Below are 16397 nucleotides of genomic sequence, written 5' to 3'. Positions count from 1 at the left end.
CTCCTTTAAGCCATATAATAGCCAATAATGTTACACCTATTCTATCATAGGCTTACGGAAAATGTACTTTTACAATTGGCAGTCATTTTTGAACAATTAATTTATTGAAATCTTTTACTTTTACTCCTCTAGGTACCTTTAAATCTATTATTGTATACCCTGGAAGAATCAAACTATAACTCTTGCTGTAACCTTTGAAATAAGGTGGATTAAATGGGAAGAGTGGCATAGTATCTGTTGCAACTCTAAATCTCTTATCTATTTCTCTCGCCCCGTGAATCGTAATTGTGCTTGGTGTTTTTCCATCCACTTTTACAAATGGCTGACTTTCATTTAATTGTAATGATAAATAATACGCATTTGTATGATAGACTGTGCCTTCTACTACACGTTTTTCTGTATTAACTTTATTCATATAAATAATGATTTGACCTATATCACTAACTGTATTAGATGTGATAAACAGTTTATTATTGGGCACATCAGTTGTGAATGTCTTTACAAAGAAAGTTTCTTCTTTACCTTTCAATTGTCCATTCTCTGCACGCTCTAGAAAATCCGTATTCTCTTTCACAATTGTATTTTTTTCTTGTTTAGTCATTGGCACTACATCTGGCTTAAACACACCAACATAAATTGTAGCAACCAGCAATAAAATAGCATATATAGCTATAATCAGTTTAATCTTCCGAATGCTTTCAATATTAATTAGCCTACGCATCAAAGTAATAAGCAGAATTCCTATTAGTATAAAGATACACGCGACAATTAGCCCCATTATCCTTTCACCTCCTGCTTATTTCTCATCAAATAAACAAGCCCTATACAAAGAAGTGATAAGCCTAAAAAGGGTAGATTAAATAATAATGCTTCCTGTGAAAAAATGCCGTTTCTAAGAAATCCATAAAGTGAATCTATATAATAATTGATTGGTAAAAGAACTATAGCCACCAAAAGAATGAATAACGGGAGAGATGCATGATAGAGTGCATGTAGAGCGTAACCCAAGCACCCTACAGAAAAGGCTACAATTGACATAGTAAGAAAGTTAGCAAGAAATACTGACGGCGCGTTCCAAATGGTATAGCCCATAACAATAGAATCTTGTTTAAGTAAATCTACTAGCATGATCTCTAGATAATTGGACAACAGCATGGTAAGACCGATTGTCAGGCTGATCACCAACAGCAATAAAAAGTCAGCCAATAAATGAGCACGAACACTAAAACCTTTCGCTGATGTATTTATTACTTCATTACTAGGCATCTTTAAAGAAATAGCAAAAATCCAAAACAGGCTGAAGACATAAGCAATAACTGGCATAGAAAAAATAAATGTGATATTTAGATTGCCTACTGAATCGCTATCCGCAATCGTTCCATTACCTATTGTTAAACATATAAATACCAACTCAATTAAAATAAGGTGAAAGAAAGCACGGATATGCGATTCTACTTTTATAGTAAATAGTTCTTTTACTTCCCCTCGATGTGCTATATCATCAGTTAACATCCAATCCCCCCGTTTCTATACATTTAATAAGCAAGTCCTACCCGAGCTTGAATAAAATGTTCGTTCAAACATTCTTCATATGCAAATTGGGCTGTATCCCCCACAGATATCTTCATACCATCTATCGGTAATACATTTTTTTCTACTCGGTAATGCCCTTCTGCAATGCCGTCTGGTAAATAAGTGGGGCAAGCGATTGTCCAAGCAAGAGTGGTCTCTTTTAACATTTGGTATACCTTTAGATGTTCTTCTGCTGCAAAAGTGGCTTTTTGTCTTGACTCGCCTGATTGAAAGCGATACTGTCCAGGCACTACCCGGCTATCTAAAATGCCCGCTGTCCCGATGGTAACAATCCTTTTTACAGCCGCCTTTTCCATCGCCAATATGATATTGGCTATTCCTGCTGTAAGGGTAGTCGTACGGTCTGTCCCAAGAGCACTGATAACTCCATCAATTTTATGTGTAAAAACTTTTTCTATATCTTCTTTTTCAAATACATTTCCTTTTATAACAGTTAGACCCTTTGTTTCTTTTATATTCTCCGGTTCGCGAACAAGAGCAATGACTTCATGTCCATCTTTTAGTGCAAGACTTGTTACTTCACTGCCCACTCGGCCGGTAGCTCCAAAAATTGCTAATTTCATATTGGGTAATTCTCCTTCCTCTATTCTCCCACTATTCTAACATGATTATTTTATAAATTCTTCCAAAAATAAGCTGCAAACGAGCATGAAGCTTTTGCTCAATTTGCAGCTTATTCAATGGATTATTTATTATTTCCTTCATTTGAATTTTGGCTTTTGTCGTATACAGTATAAATTCGTTCAAGCATAGGCGGATGCGTATAACGGAACCACTTGATTAAACGAGGCGGATTTACTTCACTTAAGCCTGCTTTCGTCAGTTTCTGGAATGATGATACAGCTGCTTCATGGTCACCCGTTAAGGCAATCGCATATTGGTCTGCTCTTTCTTCTTGATACCTCGATACAATATTCGATACTGGACTCGAAACAAATAACAAGAAGGATGTAATCAATAAAAACAGAGGCATAGAGCTGATATTGCTAACTTTTTTCACTCGTAAAACAGAGCCGTAATGTCTAACTGACCAGTTCATTATTTTGGCAGTTAAAAAGAGCCCAATCAGCATCAAAAGAATATAGCCTGCCACGCCATAGTAGATATGCTTCTCCACATAATGTCCCATTTCATGCGCCATAATGAAGAGAATCTCACGGTCCGTTAAATTATTTAATGTCGTATCCCATAAAACAATTCGAGAGTTATTGCCTATCCCAGTCACATACGCATTCATCGCATTTGTTTTTTCTGCCATATTCACTTCATACACATGGTCTGCTGGAATATTTGCTTTTTCGGCTAATGTTAATATTTTGGTTTCTAACTCTTTATTTTGTAGCGGGTAAAAATCATTGTAGAGCGGATCAATGACAACCGGCTGAACGAACATAATGAAAATGGTGAAAGGTATAGAGAGCAGCCATGTATACAGCCACCAGTTTTTTAAGCTTTTTTGCATGAGCCAATAAATGGTTGCCATCACAATCGCAGACATAATATAGTTGACCCCAAAATCAATCCAACCTTCTTTAAGCCATGAAAACAATTTTTGATTGCTAATGCCGTATTCCATGCTTAGATGATAGCTATAATACCGGATAGGCAGAAGGAGCACATACGAAATGAAATTTAGCCAGAATACATAAATAGCTGTTCGAAAAACAGTTGATTTTGCCTTGGAAATAGCCCACTTTTCGAATAGACGAGATAACCCTGCAATCAAAATAAATAAATAGATAATCCACTCAAATGGTGTTACGACAAAGAAGAGGTAATTTCGAATCTTTGAGTACTCTTCGCTTAGTAAAAGTTCATGCTTCGACATAAATACTGCGGGATCCGCTACAGAACCCTTTAAACTTGCGGGAATTTGGCCAGTGCCCATGTGAAAAATATAAACATACATACAAGCTGCATATATGCCATAAAACAAAAGGGTGAAAAACAAAAATTTCTTCCTCATTTAATCGCCGCCAATCTCACCTTGGTTAATTTCCCCGCGCTAGGCGGGAGATGATCATATAAAATCTTGAATATAATTGGAGAAATTCATCTAGAATTGGCCTCCACTGATATTAATAAAGAAATGTGACTTTCAAAGCTGCACTAACAGAAATAAGGCCTGCTTCTATCGGTGTGTTTGTCTCATTAGCTAAGGTTGCTCTACTATATAGAGGCTGCTCAAACGCTTGTATTTCTTCTATTTCTATAGGTTCAGAAGATATATGTACATTCATCGTCGCCGCAATGGCTTTTGCCTTTCGCCGAGCATTCAGAAGAGCCAGTTGTAGGGCTTGATGATTGTATTTCTCTGCATCATCTAGTTTAAAAACAATGCCAGAAACACTATTTGCTCCATTTTTTACTGCAGTATCAATGACAAGCGCTACTTTTTCCATCTCTCTTACATTTACAGATAACGCATTGGATACCTCAAAGCCTCTAAATAGCTGATTTCCATCAATAAAATCATAATTGGGAGAGATACGATAAGAAGCTGTTTGCATATCTTCTTGCTGGATACCTAAAGACAGCAATGATTGAATCACTTGATTCATCAGCACCGCATTTTCTCTTTGGGCTTTTCTTGCTTCCTGCGCTTTTGTAATCACTTCCACCTGCAGTTTCACATAATTAGGGGCTGCTGCTACCTCGCCAAACCCAGTTACTGTAATTAAGCGTGGTGAAGTAGGCATATGATACATATTTTGATAATACAAGGGATTCCACCTTTCATCATGTTTATCCGATTATAATTCATCTTATGCTTTTTTCTTCACTAACTTGTCACTGCATGTCTAGATATTTCAATTAAATTTGAAAGGCCAAAAAGGCAACTTATCCTTCGATGTATCGATAAGTTGCCTTTATAGTTATATAATCCTTCTCCGTACTATTCAGCCATTTTATGGTCTGATGGCAACCAGAAAGCCACAAGTGCTAAAACAGGCAATATAGAGATAAATATCATCGTATCAAAGACGCCATAATGGTCCATCATTATACCAATAACAACTGAGCCGATTGCTCCCATACCAAATGCAAGCCCGACTGTTAAGCCTGACATCGTCCCCACTTTGGTTGGCACTAATTCTTGTGCATACAAGACTGTCACTGAAAAGCTCAGCATAATGAAGAAGCCGATCAATGAAAGAAAAACCACGACTAGCCATAAAGGTATATATGGAAGTAAAAGCGCAAGTGGGATTGGAACAAGGAAGGACAGCAGAATGACTTTTTTTCGACCCATCTTGTCTGCCATTGGTCCTCCGAATAATGTGCCGATTGCCCCTACTGCTAAGAAAATGAAAATAAATAACTGGCCTTTTTGAATGGTAAGATGATAACGGTCCATCAAATAAAAGACATAAAAGTTAGTCATGTTTGTAACATAAAAAGAGCGAACAAAAATGACTGCCATCAGCAAACCTAGTGCAATACCAATTTGCTTTTTAGTCAATACAGGCAGATTTGATATGATTGTTTTTTTCTTCTTTTGGCTTTGTTCTTTCTCAAGCTGCTCTTTATACCATATAGAAATACGTGAAAGAAGAAAAATGCCGATAGCAGCAATGATTAAAAACCAAGCAGCCCCTATTTGTCCAAAAGGTACAAGCACAAAAGCGCTAATTAATGGTGCAAGCGCTTGTCCAGTATTGCCGCCCACCTGATAAATCGATTGAGAAAGGCCTCTTTTAAAACCAGCAGCCATGAAGCTAACGCGTGATCCTTCTGGATGGAAGACGGCGGAGCCTAAACCTAAGAAAATAACAGAGAGCAGAATCATCCAATAATTCGGTGAAAACGCAATGCCTGCTAAACCAAGCATTGTGCATCCCATACCTAAAGGCAATGCATACGGCTTCGGTTTTTTATCACTGAAAAAGCCTACTACAGGCTGTAAAACAGAGGAAACCATATTCAATACAAAAGTAATGAACCCTAATTGTGTAAAGGTCAGTCCAATCTCCTTTTCTAATACAGGGAACATAGCAGGAATGACTGCCTGCAATGTATCATTAAACAAATGGCAAATCCCAATCACAACAATAATAGGATAGATAGGATTCCCTAAAGTGGATTTCGCCATTGTTGTAGCCATATACTTATTCACTTCTTTCTATCTTCATTTTATTTATCACTTTTAATTTCACTTAAAAGAACAGTATTGCCCTTTTCAACAATTGAGTACGAGTGAAGTTACACCTTATTATAGCAATTATTTAATTCCATTTTTCTTTCTATTAAGAGAATAACCTATTTTTTTACGTTCATACTAAGCGCGAATGAATAGAGGAGTGACTATATATGGAGAATTTCTGGGATTCTAATTTCTTGGAATCAAAATTTTGGGAAACAAATTTATGGGAAATGCTATTTCGAACGACTATTTCTTTTGTCGTTTTGCTCATATTAGCAAGATTGCTTGGAAAAAAACAGCTTAGCCAACTGACGTTTTTCCATTATATAACCGGTATTACCATCGGCTCTACTGCAGCAGAAATAGCGGCTCAGAAAGAAACATCCTTTCCAGATGGTCTAGTCTCGCTTGTGTGGTGGTCAGTACTCACATTACTCGCTAGTTACATTGCCATGAAATCTCCAAAGTGGCGAAATATAATAGACGGCAGTCCAACCGTAATTATTAAGAACGGCGAAATCTCAGTGCAAGCCTTAAAGTCCGTGAAGCTTCATATGAGTGATTTAATGATGATGCTCAGGGAACAATCGGTTTATTCTATCCAAGATGTTCATTATGCAATCCTAGAAACCAATGGGCAGCTGAGTATCCTTAAAAAACCAGCAGAACAATCCGCTACAAAACAAGATGTAAATGCAGACGTCTCTATTCCTGAACATATACCAACTGAGGTTGTAGTAGATGGAAAAATAGTATGGACTACAATGGAAGAGCTGAATTTAACCGAAGAAAGTCTAAGGAAGAAACTAAAGAAAAAGAATATAACTGATTTAAATGAAGTATTTTACGCACAGATACAGCCAAATGGCTCGTTATATATTTGTACACGAACACCCGACAAAGCCCAAAAAAACGACAAGACTGGGTAGAATAATGGCGAATGTATAAGAAATAAAGAGATTTCCCGGGAAATATAAAAGAGTAGCACAATGTGCTACTCTTTTGACTCATTAAACATTTCTTGCAAGGCTTTTTGACGTAATGGCTGGATGACGGCCTGATGACGGATTTCTTTCGTCTTTTGCATAGCTTCGTCGATCGTCTTCACTTTATTTAATTCAAATAGGACAGCTGATGCAACCGTTCCAGCTTTTCCACTGCCGCTTCCACAATGAAAATAAACCTTTTTACCATCATGATAAGCGTTCAATACTTCATCTACTGCATTCCTAATAGATAGCTTTAATTCATTTGGTTCATCTGAGATCGGTGTATGGATTCGTGTATAACCCACTTCTTTGGTTTCCTCTTGCCGCAAATCTACTACTAGATCTATGCCTTCATTAGTAATAGCACCCTCTACATCCCTTGCTCCACCAAAAAAGAGTTGATTTTCGATTAATTCGTTGTATTCTTTTTTCATTTAGAATCCTCATCAAGTAATTCTTTGATTTCTTCATAATGAGGTAATGCAGTAATAGCGCCTGGCTTTGTAGCTGCGTATGCGCCTAACTGGTTCGCAAAGTATACAAACTGGTAAGCTTCTTCTATACTTTTAGGCATTCCATATACATGGACTTGTCTGAGAATTCCCGCCATAAAGGCATCACCTGCACCAGTCGTATCTACACATTCAACAGAAATCGATGGGACGTGTTTTATTTCACCTTCAAATACTACATAAGCGCCATTTTCTCCTGCGGTAACCATCACTAATGGAATTTCATATTCTTTAAGCGCCTCAACACCCTCATGAAGTGTTTTCGTTTGAGTTAAAAAGAACAGTTCTTCTTCTGCTAGCTTTAATAAATCAGCTTTCTGTAAAAAGGCGGAGATCGTTTCTTGACAAACTTGTGGACTTTCCCAGCGAAGTGGACGTATATTCGCGTCCATTGCAACAAGTGCACGATGTTTCTTTGCTAATGCCACAGCAGCCTTCGTAGTTTCAAGGGCTATAGGGTGGAACATTGTATTCGAGCAAAGATTGAATATAGAGGCACGTTCAAATGCTTCCTCACGTAAATGCTGTACCTCGACTTGTAGATCCGGTGTATCATCTATATAATTTGTAAAAATGCGTTCATGTTCTTCTGTTAAATGAACATGCACACCACTTACTCGTTTTTCTGGAATAACTTTTGCATAATTCATAATTACGCCTTCTAGATCTAGTTCTTGGCGTACAAACTGAGATGTCTCATCATCGCCTGTAACGGTAATTAATGCTGCTGGTGCTCCAATTCGGCTTATGCCTGCCGCTACATTGACAGTTGCACCGCCTAAATACTTTGTAAAAGATGTATTTGTCGTATCGTTTGCTATAAAATCAACGAATGCATCCCCATAGACGAGGATTAATTCTTTTTTTGAATCAATCATTTCGAAACCCCTTCACACATATCTTCCTTCTATCCTACCATGAAGACTTATACTACAAAAGCATTTGACGAAAAAAATTAGGTAAAATCTCATTCTTTTTTCAACATAATTGTATCCTAAAGGTACAGAATTATTAAAATTAAGTTTAGTCATTTTTGGTATACTAAATAGAGGAGGGATAGAATGAATATACGACATGCACAAATTGCAGACGCACCTTATATTGCACCACTTATTGTAGATGCTATAGGTGATATTGCTAATAGGCTAACCGGAGAAACAGAACCTCAAACTGTTTTAAATGAATTGCAGGCTTTATTTAAACGTAAAGACAACCGCCATTCCTATCTAAATACATATGTTGCAGAGATTGATGGGAATGTTGCGGGGATGATGGTGGTCTATGGAGGTGATCAAGCACAGGAGCTAGATCATAACCTCGAAAAGTGGCTAGCTGATAAGGGAGCTGAAATCCAGACTATTGAGGTAGAGGCAAGGCCTGATGAGTTTTACATTGACACCATTTGTACTTCGCCAAAATTTAGAGGAAAAGGCATTGGTACAGCACTTTTAGAATACGTGGATACCCTAGCCAAAGAAAAAGGCTACAGTAAACTTTCTCTAAGTGTTGAAAAAGAAAAAGAACGCGCACGAAAACTGTATGAAAAAATGGGCTATGTATATGCAGAACCTTGGATAATCATTGGAGAAGAATTTGATCACATGGTTAAAAAAGTTTAATGCATACGACCGGCGAAACCTACGCTTCGCCGGTTTTTCTATATTTCAACATTACTTATTCATAACGTATGCCTTGCGATAAATCCTCTAGCGCATCATGCGATAATATTCGAAAGAATTTATTTCCTCTCTCGATGATCCCCTGCTCGCTTAACTTATGGATAACTCTATCCAAATGGCGTCTGGTCGTACCTAATAAATCGGCAATTTCACCTATATTCTGGGTTTGTAGTTCCACGCCAAATTCATTATCAGGTGTAGTAATGCTTAATAAATAGCTTGCAAAACGATTCTCTACAGAAGCCAGCAAATTGACTCGTGCCGCAGTCGTGCAAGTTTGAAGCTTATAGCTAAGATGTTTGATGAGATGCTGTAAAAATAAAGGATTATTTTTTTCATGCTGGTTAATATAATCAAAAGGCAGGGCAATACATAAACACTCGGTGACAGATGTGATTTGGGATTGTACGGGTACATGACGTACCAATTCTAAATCTCCAATAATTGATAGTGGCTGGCTAAAGCGCAAAAGCAATGACTTTCCTGTACCTACGCTCGATGTCGTTTTAATCTTTCCCTCTACTAAATAAAGAAGCATTGTCATTTCTTCTCCCTCATGAAGCAATACTTCGCCAGCAGCATAATGGTAAAGGGCAAAGGGCTTGCTAGAAAAAGTAGGAAAGATTTCTTGAAGCTTATATTGATGTATCTTTTCATGAAGCTTACAGGAATCATGTATTACTTTCATAAAAGCCTCCTTTATAGACATATGTCCTATTTCATTATAAGCTGTTTTGATAAGATATTATAAGCAAAAACAGTTAATGTCTTATACTATATAGGTTTGAATATATACAGGAGTGTCGAAAATGAACAAAAATTTAATATTTCCATTAATGATTGTTGTTGGCTCCAGCTGCTACGGCATTTTATCAACCATGATTAAAGTTGCGATGCAACACGGTTTTGAGACGTCTGAAGCTGTAACTAGCCAATATGTTGTCGGCTTTTTGCTTGCCCTCATTCTTTTTGTCGCTACTCAGCGTACATTGCCAAAGATTACAGGCAAGGGTTTCTTAATTATTATGATTTCTGGCTTACTGACAGGCACTACAGGTATAGTTTACGGAAAAGCCGTTCATTATTTACCTGCTTCTTTAGCGGTCGTTATGTTGTTCCAATTCACGTGGATTGGTTTATTTTTAGATTGTATTATCCATCGAAGACGCCCATCACGTATTGAATTATTCTCACTCGTATTTTTAGTGATCGGTACCATTTTGGCAGCTGGCATTTTAGATGTAGACTTAAGCGGCCTTGATTGGCGTGGTTGGGCATTTGGCTTTGCAGCTGCATTTAGCTTTGCTTGCTTTATGCAGTTCAACTCTCGCCCAGTTGAAGGAATTTCCACTATTGGCCGTATGACTATCATGTCATTGTTTGCTATGATTATTGTTCTTCTTTTCCAAGCACCAGAAGTTCTCGTAAATGGCAAACTTTTCGGTAGTGAATTATTTATCTTTGGTTTATTGCTAGGTTTCTTTGGTATTATTCTGCCAATCTTACTCTTCACTATAGCAGTGCCAAAAGTTGGTGGTGGTTTAGCTTCTATTTTGAGTGCGATGGAATTGCCCGTAGCAATTCTTGCCTCTGTAATAGTCATCCATGAAAAGCTTTCTATCTTACAAGTCGGCGGCATTTTATTAGTACTCGCAGGCATGATGATTCCAACCCTTTTACAAAAAAAGACGCGACTACAAACTAAATAGCTATGCATACTTTGAAACTCCCTTAGTCGATTTGCTACAATGCAAATGGAAGGGAGTTTTTTATATGAAAAGATTTGGACTACTTATTATTGCTTTGGTTTCCATAGCCGTTCTAGCTGCCTGCAATAATAGCAAAGAAGGGGAAAGAACGGAAACAAAAAAGAAAACTACCGATTTAAGCGCTGCCCTCACTGTTCCTAAACAAGCAACAGTTGGCGATGAGGTAGAATTGAAAGTTACTGTCACTAGAGACGGCAAAAATTATACAAAGGCAAAAGATGTAGCATTTGAAGCGGAAAATGAAGAAGCCAACACGCACCAAATGATGATTGCCACTTTAAAAGACGATACCTATGTGGCAAAGCTAAAAATAAAGGATGAAGGTAACTATGTGATTAAAGCACATGTAACTGCCGAAGACGGAAGCCATGTGATGCCGAGCAGAGAGATGGCTGTAACAGGTAATAACTCTCAAAAGAATGAAAAAGCGACTGATAACACAGCTACCAAATCAGCTAAACAGGTAACAAAACACGATGAGCGTACACACGGTAACGTAACAATTATATATAACAACCCTAATTCGTTTAAAAAAGATGATAAGGTGAATTTAAGCGTTTCTTTAAAATATAAAGGTGAAGCACTGTCAAATGCCTCTGTCCGTTATCAGGTAATTACCCAGTTTAATGGCAGTAAACCGATTTGGATAAATTTACAGGAAACATCATCAGGGACATATGAAGCGAAGCATACATTTACACAAGCTGGTCCCTATTTATTAAAGCTTCATGCTGAAAATGGAAATGGTGAAGACCTTCATATTAATGATGCAAAAAGATTTATTGTAAAATAAAACAAAAAACCTGTATGGCGATGACCATACAGGTTTTCTTTATACATGTACTTAAAAGAAACCAATTAATTATGTTTCAGCTTTTTAGGCCAGAAGCTGTATTTGCCTAAAATAACAATAAGCGCTGGAATGACAATTGGCCTTACTATAAATGTATCAACCAATACACCAATAGCTACAGCAAAACCAAAGACACGCAATTCCATAACTGGCTGTGTAATAAGTACGGCAAATGTAGCTGCTAGTATTAATCCAGCTGAAGAAATAACACCACCTGTTTTTGCTACTCCCTCGAGGACAGCCTCTTTTATTGGCATATGCTCTTTCTCTTCCCTAATGCGGGAAATCAACATAATGGAATAATCAATACCCAATGCTACGAGAAAAACAAAAGTGTACAGTGGTATACGGTAACTGATTCCCTTGTAGTCTAATACATCTTGGAAGAAGAACACCGTAAATCCTAATGCTGCTCCGAATGATAGCAAAATAGTCGCCATCATATAGACTGGAGCAAGTAATGAACGCGTTTGTATGCCTAGCATAATCATGATGAGAATCGTCATAATCGAAATAATCCGGATTTCATCACCCTTGCTGGCACTTCGAATATCTGCATTTTTTGCCGACTCGCCTGCAATTAGTAGCTTTCCTTTTATTTGGCTTTTTTCTAAAAGCTTAGAAGAATTATCACGTAGCTTTTCAATATCATCAAAAGCTTTTTCAGAATAAGGATTTTCTTTTAATACTAGATTAATTTTAGCGACATTTTGATGCCCTTCCGGGAAAGGGTTCCCTTGGATTTCTGCTTGGTCAATGCTACTTTTTTGATTCAATTCCTTTGTCAGATCTGTTAATTGCTTATAGGTAAGTGGATCCTTTGATTTGACCATCACTGTGCTCGGTGCAATTTCCCCAGCAGAAAAAGATTTATTAAGCACATTATAGCCTTGGATAGATGACATCTCTTTAGGAAAAGAATCCAGCAAATTAAACGTATAATGCACTCTTTGTACCATAGATGCAAAGAATACAAGCACTAGGACAATAGGTGCCAACGCAATCCATGGCTTCTCTGTAACAAATCGCCCTAGTCTATGCCAAAAGCCTTTTTTGCCCACCCTTTTTTCAGCTCGTTTTCTCGGATTAGAAGGCCAAAAAGATTTTTTTCCAGCAATGGCAAATAAGGCGGGCATTAAGGTTAGCCCTGCTATTAACATCACTGCTACAGCCACTGCAAAGACAGGTGCAAACGCACGATATGTCTCAAATACCGCCGCAAATAATGTAAGCATACTTAATAGCACCGTACCACCACTGAATATTATAGGTTCCCGTACATAGCGTAAAGCATTCCTCATCGCCTCATTTATGTCCAGTCCCTTCTCAAGCTCTTCGCGGAAACGAGAGAAAAGAAGTAAAGAATAATCTGTAATAACAGCAAACAGTAAAATCATCATAATTGACAATGATTGGCTGTCAATTGCAAACCACTTGGCATCGCCCATTAATCCAAGCAAACCATCCACCACCGTGTAGGCAATACCTGCTCCAATAAGAGGTATAAAAGCTAGTAAGGGTGATCTGTAAATAATGATGAGTAGCACAAAGATTAAACTAACCGTACCTAAAATTAATACTATATCTGCTCGCGAGAACATTTCATAGGTATCTGCTTCAATACCAGCAGGGCCAGTGAAATGTATTTTCAAGTTACTTGGCTGTTCTTTCAATATTTCTTTCTTTAATTTATCCATTGCCATCTTAACTTCTTTAATTTCCATTCCATTCGGTAAAAGAACAGGCATAAAGAATGTCTTTTCATCTTCAGAGAAGAAAGAAGCTCTCGCTTGTTTTGGCATTTTAGATAAAGCAACGACGGTAAACTCTTTATCGACATTTGGGACGCCATGCTCGATACTCTTCATGGCTTTGTTAACATCCTTTTCCTTCAAACCGCTTTTATCGTGAACAACGACAAAAAGTGGAACCCCTTTTGAGGAGGGAAAGTACTTTTTCAGCGCCTTTTCTGCTTGGATCGATGCGTCCGTCTCCGGCAGCCCTGAGTTTTTGCCAGGTGACGTCACTTCTTTTGCATGAGGTGCGAATGAAGTAAAAAGAGCGGCCACAATCACCCACGCCAACAGAATAGTAAACCATCTTTTTTTATCTTTTAAAACATGCATATTTTTATTCTCTCTCCTTTTTGGTTTCTACCATAAAGGTAGAGAGAATAAATAACCCGAAGCTCATTAAAAGGACAGTACCACCGATTATATATATAAGCAAAGCAACCGTACTGTTTATATTAAAAGGTTTTAATGTATTCAACCACATTCCAATTGTCAGTCCAATTGAACCAATCATTGCTGTCCACCCGTGAATTGCGACTAGCGCTTTCTTTTTCAGCGTAAATACACTATAAAATATTCCCCACGCAAACACAGACAACCAGCCTACAACAAGTATATGAGCGTGGATTGGTTTAAATTGATAGCTCATAGAGCCAGCCATATGTGAACCTAGGATAGCACCGATTAAACCGAATATAGCGGCAACCCGTATAAGCCGCATGCCCCATTTTCTTTCCATTCCAATAACCTCCAACTTTTTTGTTTCCTTTACTATAAAGGAGGTAAATGAACGTGATATGAACTCCATATTACAAATGGGGAAGAAATATCTTAAAGGCTGTCCCTTTAGCTAATTTGCTCTCTATTTCAATCTGACCGCTATGAAGATGTACTATCTTTTCAACAATTGATAACCCTAACCCTGTTCCATCCTTTCCGCGAGATTCATTCCCGCGATAAAAACGGTCAAATGCTTTCTTTATTGTTTGAGTATCCATTCCAATACCTGTATCTTTTATCATAATGGTGATTCCTTTTTCAGAAGAAACCAATGAAATATCAATTTCTCCACTGGGCTGATTGTATTTAATCGCATTTGTCAGCAAGTTTTCCCATACATTTTCAAGCAGACTTTCATCTCCTCTATAAGAAACCGGTTCTAACGCCATAGACAAGTTAATCTGTCTTTCATCAAGCAACCATCTGTATTTCTGAATCACTCGCTTCAATTGCTGATCGAGTAAATAATTTTCGCGCTTAGCCCTTTGGCTTGTTTGATCTAAAGAAGTAAGTAATAGTAACTGCTTTGTTAAATTCGATAAACGATGTGTTTCTGATTGAATTATTTCAAGATATTTCTGCTGGTCTTCGGGAGATAGGCTCTTATTCTCTAATAATCCCGCATAACCTTGAATATTCAGCAATGGTGATTGAAAATCATGTGAAACATTGCTGATAAACTCTCTCCTCATCTGATTATTTTCTTCTAAGCGCTGCATCATAGTATTGAAACTTGCCGCAAGCTGACCAATTTCGTCTCGCCGTTCAATTGATAAAGGAGTATCAAATCGTTCGTCCGCAATACGGCCTGTAGCAAAAGTCAATTCAGTAATAGGCTTAATGAGTAACTTCGCAAAAAATAGCATAGCGATTAAGCTGATGATAACCATAAACAAAAACCAGCCCCCCATAATCGTATGTACTTCACTAAATAGCAATTTAATGTCTGGCCGTAAAAACAGCGCATACGCTTTGCCTTGATAATGGAACGGAACACCTACCGTATTTGATAATTCGTTCGCAAAGAAGCCAGTGACAAAGGTTTCTTGCGGAAGATTCCGCATGCCGTGATACACTTCTCCATTTAAGACTTGATCGACTTGTTTGTGCGATAAATTTTTCAATCGATATTTACCACCAAAAAAAGACTCCTTATAGTCTTCATCCACTAAATAGATTTGATAGCCTACGTTCCCCATTGTTTGAAGGTATTGCTTTAACTTAAAGGAAGTAGATTCGCTAATAGGTTTCACAATAGACTTCGCAATCGTAATATTCTTAGCATCATTTTTAGGCTTAGTGACTTGGTGATAATATGTGTTCGTAAGTAAAAAGGCAATTAATGAACTGGCAATCATAGTAAGTATAGTGACGAGCAAGAATTTGCTGTATAAAGACTTCATTCTTTAATCACCTCTAGCTTATAGCCAATCCCCCGCACCGTCTTAATATGCACATCTGGTGCAATATTGGCCAATCGTTCCCGTATGCGCTTAATATGCGTATTTAACGTTTGTTCATCTCCTTCATAATCAAACCCCCATACTTTCTCCATAATCTCTGAGCGCTGAAAGACTTGATTTTGCCGAGAACCTAGTAACGCAAGTACTTCAAATTCCTTTAATGGCAATAGGAGCGTGGTATGGTTTGCTGTTACCTCATAACTCTTTCGGTTAATCGTTAACGAACCTACTTGATTGATGGAATTATTAGGCTTATCATAACGGCGCAATATAGCCGCAATCCGAAATAATAATTCTCTTGGTTCGAAAGGCTTTACCAAGTAATCATCAGAGCCCGCATTAAAGCCATGTTCTTTATCATTCAATTCTCCCCTTGCTGTAAGCAAAAGAACAGGGATATCCCATTGTTCTCTTATGATTCTGGTCAGTTCGTAACCGTCCATTTGAGGCATCATGACATCAGCTACAACTAGATCTGGCGTCTCTTTTTCTAATATAGCAAGCGCTTGTACACCATCGCTCGCTTTTAAAGTTGTATAGTGGGCCTGTGCTAAATGAATGCTTACAAGATCTAAAATAAATGGATCATCATCTACAACTAATATTTTTACCAACTTCGCGTGCTCCATTTCATCATTTTTCTTTCATTATAGCTAATTATCGAAAGATGTACCCCGTTGATTCATTTATTGTCCTTTGAAAAGTTATTAGAATTTATATAATGTATTTATTATCTCTAAGTATGGGTATTTCTCTATTTTATTCAAATACAAAAAAACACAACTGATTAATCAGCTGTGTTTAGATTGCCTAGCAACGTCC

General features: G+C 37.6%; 17 protein-coding genes. 4 read left to right on the top strand and 13 right to left on the bottom strand.

Features of this window, described 5'->3' with window-relative positions; genetic code table 11:
* Positions 1-82: 82 nt before the first annotated feature.
* The 6 genes from RST01_RS15340 to RST01_RS15315 form a co-directional block, all read right to left on the bottom strand.
* Positions 83-778: a hypothetical protein gene (locus RST01_RS15340; RefSeq protein ID WP_147198179.1), complete on the bottom strand. Its 696-nt coding sequence runs from the start codon at positions 776-778 to the stop codon at positions 83-85.
* Positions 778-1512: a hypothetical protein gene (locus tag RST01_RS15335; RefSeq protein WP_147198177.1), complete on the bottom strand. Its 735-nt coding sequence runs from the start codon at positions 1510-1512 to the stop codon at positions 778-780. The genes RST01_RS15340 and RST01_RS15335 overlap by 1 nt, the downstream gene beginning before the upstream one ends.
* 23 nt (positions 1513-1535) lie before the next feature.
* A complete protein-coding gene (locus RST01_RS15330) occupies positions 1536-2156 on the bottom strand; it encodes an NAD(P)-dependent oxidoreductase (protein ID WP_147198175.1) in 621 nt (206 codons plus the stop codon).
* A 122-nt stretch (positions 2157-2278) separates the two neighbouring features.
* The gene (locus RST01_RS15325; protein ID WP_147198173.1) at positions 2279-3559 is read right to left on the bottom strand and encodes a M48 family metallopeptidase; all 1281 of its coding nucleotides are present in this window, start codon (positions 3557-3559) and stop codon (positions 2279-2281) included.
* A 112-nt stretch (positions 3560-3671) separates the two neighbouring features.
* Entirely contained in the window at positions 3672-4316 is a 645-nt protein-coding gene (locus RST01_RS15320) for an SIMPL domain-containing protein (RefSeq protein ID WP_147198171.1), read from the bottom strand.
* 173 nt (positions 4317-4489) lie between these two features.
* A complete protein-coding gene (locus RST01_RS15315) occupies positions 4490-5698 on the bottom strand; it encodes an MFS transporter (protein WP_147198169.1) in 1209 nt (402 codons plus the stop codon).
* A 206-nt stretch (positions 5699-5904) separates the two neighbouring features.
* Here RST01_RS15315 and RST01_RS15310 point away from each other — a divergent pair, with 206 nt between their 5' ends.
* Entirely contained in the window at positions 5905-6666 is a 762-nt protein-coding gene (locus RST01_RS15310) for a DUF421 domain-containing protein (RefSeq protein WP_244946737.1), read from the top strand.
* Positions 6667-6731: 65 nt separating this feature from the next.
* On the opposite strand, the gene RST01_RS15305 is transcribed toward RST01_RS15310, so the two are convergent.
* Both RST01_RS15305 and RST01_RS15300 read right to left on the bottom strand, forming a co-directional pair.
* Complete coding sequence (locus RST01_RS15305) at positions 6732-7160, bottom strand: protein-tyrosine phosphatase family protein (RefSeq protein ID WP_147198167.1); 429 nt, start codon at positions 7158-7160, stop codon at positions 6732-6734.
* Positions 7157-8116: a carbohydrate kinase family protein gene (locus RST01_RS15300; protein ID WP_147198164.1), complete on the bottom strand. Its 960-nt coding sequence runs from the start codon at positions 8114-8116 to the stop codon at positions 7157-7159. Before RST01_RS15300 ends, RST01_RS15305 begins: the two co-directional genes overlap by 4 nt.
* A 183-nt stretch (positions 8117-8299) precedes the next feature.
* Between RST01_RS15300 and RST01_RS15295 the strand changes: the two genes are divergently transcribed.
* Positions 8300-8857: a GNAT family N-acetyltransferase gene (locus RST01_RS15295; protein ID WP_147198162.1), complete on the top strand. Its 558-nt coding sequence runs from the start codon at positions 8300-8302 to the stop codon at positions 8855-8857.
* Positions 8858-8912: 55 nt separating this feature from the next.
* Here the strand turns inward: RST01_RS15295 and RST01_RS15290 are convergent, their stop codons facing one another.
* A complete protein-coding gene (locus tag RST01_RS15290) occupies positions 8913-9605 on the bottom strand; it encodes a Crp/Fnr family transcriptional regulator (RefSeq protein ID WP_147198160.1) in 693 nt (230 codons plus the stop codon).
* Positions 9606-9726: 121 nt separating this feature from the next.
* Between RST01_RS15290 and RST01_RS15285 the strand changes: the two genes are divergently transcribed.
* Positions 9727-10626: an EamA family transporter gene (locus tag RST01_RS15285; RefSeq protein ID WP_147198157.1), complete on the top strand. Its 900-nt coding sequence runs from the start codon at positions 9727-9729 to the stop codon at positions 10624-10626.
* A gap of 64 nt (positions 10627-10690) precedes the next feature.
* On the top strand, positions 10691-11479 hold the full coding sequence (locus tag RST01_RS15280) for a FixH family protein (RefSeq protein WP_147198155.1): 789 nt from the start codon (positions 10691-10693) through the stop codon (positions 11477-11479).
* A 65-nt stretch (positions 11480-11544) separates the two neighbouring features.
* Here the strand turns inward: RST01_RS15280 and RST01_RS15275 are convergent, their stop codons facing one another.
* From RST01_RS15275 to RST01_RS15260, 4 genes are all read right to left on the bottom strand, one after another.
* The gene (locus RST01_RS15275) at positions 11545-13665 is read right to left on the bottom strand and encodes an MMPL family transporter (RefSeq protein WP_147198153.1); all 2121 of its coding nucleotides are present in this window, start codon (positions 13663-13665) and stop codon (positions 11545-11547) included.
* 4 nt (positions 13666-13669) lie between these two features.
* Positions 13670-14071 (bottom strand): hypothetical protein, encoded by a 402-nt coding sequence (locus RST01_RS15270; protein WP_147198151.1) that lies wholly within the window; start codon positions 14069-14071, stop codon positions 13670-13672.
* Between the two features lie 70 nt (positions 14072-14141).
* Positions 14142-15515 carry a sensor histidine kinase gene (locus RST01_RS15265; protein ID WP_147198149.1) on the bottom strand — a complete coding sequence of 458 codons (1374 nt, stop codon included), beginning with the start codon at positions 15513-15515 and terminating at the stop codon, positions 14142-14144.
* Positions 15512-16189, bottom strand: coding sequence for a response regulator transcription factor (locus tag RST01_RS15260; RefSeq protein ID WP_147198147.1), 678 nt, complete (start codon positions 16187-16189; stop codon positions 15512-15514). The genes RST01_RS15265 and RST01_RS15260 overlap by 4 nt, the downstream gene beginning before the upstream one ends.
* Positions 16190-16397 lie beyond the last annotated feature (208 nt).

Origin of the sequence: Rummeliibacillus stabekisii, assembly GCF_007988965.1 — a bacterium.
GTDB lineage: Bacteria > Bacillota > Bacilli > Bacillales_A > Planococcaceae > Rummeliibacillus > Rummeliibacillus stabekisii.
The sequence above is the reverse complement of the archived record's forward strand: the minus strand, read 5'-3'. Positions and strand labels throughout refer to the sequence as shown.

Bases quoted from the DNA above. Each gene is read 5' to 3' on its own strand.
- RST01_RS15315 (WP_147198169.1), bottom strand. From the start codon at position 5,698: ATGGCTACAACAATGGCGAAATCCACTTTAGGGAATCCTATCTATCCT.
- RST01_RS15285 (WP_147198157.1), top strand. From the start codon at position 9,727: ATGAACAAAAATTTAATATTTCCATTAATGATTGTTGTTGGCTCCAGC.
- RST01_RS15330 (WP_147198175.1), bottom strand. From the start codon at position 2,156: ATGAAATTAGCAATTTTTGGAGCTACCGGCCGAGTGGGCAGTGAAGTA.
- RST01_RS15265 (WP_147198149.1), bottom strand. From the start codon at position 15,515: ATGAAGTCTTTATACAGCAAATTCTTGCTCGTCACTATACTTACTATG.
- RST01_RS15325 (WP_147198173.1), bottom strand. From the start codon at position 3,559: ATGAGGAAGAAATTTTTGTTTTTCACCCTTTTGTTTTATGGCATATAT.
- RST01_RS15300 (WP_147198164.1), bottom strand. From the start codon at position 8,116: ATGATTGATTCAAAAAAAGAATTAATCCTCGTCTATGGGGATGCATTC.
- RST01_RS15290 (WP_147198160.1), bottom strand. From the start codon at position 9,605: ATGAAAGTAATACATGATTCCTGTAAGCTTCATGAAAAGATACATCAA.
- RST01_RS15305 (WP_147198167.1), bottom strand. From the start codon at position 7,160: ATGAAAAAAGAATACAACGAATTAATCGAAAATCAACTCTTTTTTGGT.
- RST01_RS15275 (WP_147198153.1), bottom strand. From the start codon at position 13,665: ATGCATGTTTTAAAAGATAAAAAAAGATGGTTTACTATTCTGTTGGCG.
- RST01_RS15295 (WP_147198162.1), top strand. From the start codon at position 8,300: ATGAATATACGACATGCACAAATTGCAGACGCACCTTATATTGCACCA.
- RST01_RS15280 (WP_147198155.1), top strand. From the start codon at position 10,691: ATGAAAAGATTTGGACTACTTATTATTGCTTTGGTTTCCATAGCCGTT.
- RST01_RS15310 (WP_244946737.1), top strand. From the start codon at position 5,905: ATGGAGAATTTCTGGGATTCTAATTTCTTGGAATCAAAATTTTGGGAA.
- RST01_RS15340 (WP_147198179.1), bottom strand. From the start codon at position 778: ATGGGGCTAATTGTCGCGTGTATCTTTATACTAATAGGAATTCTGCTT.
- RST01_RS15270 (WP_147198151.1), bottom strand. From the start codon at position 14,071: ATGGAAAGAAAATGGGGCATGCGGCTTATACGGGTTGCCGCTATATTC.
- RST01_RS15335 (WP_147198177.1), bottom strand. From the start codon at position 1,512: ATGTTAACTGATGATATAGCACATCGAGGGGAAGTAAAAGAACTATTT.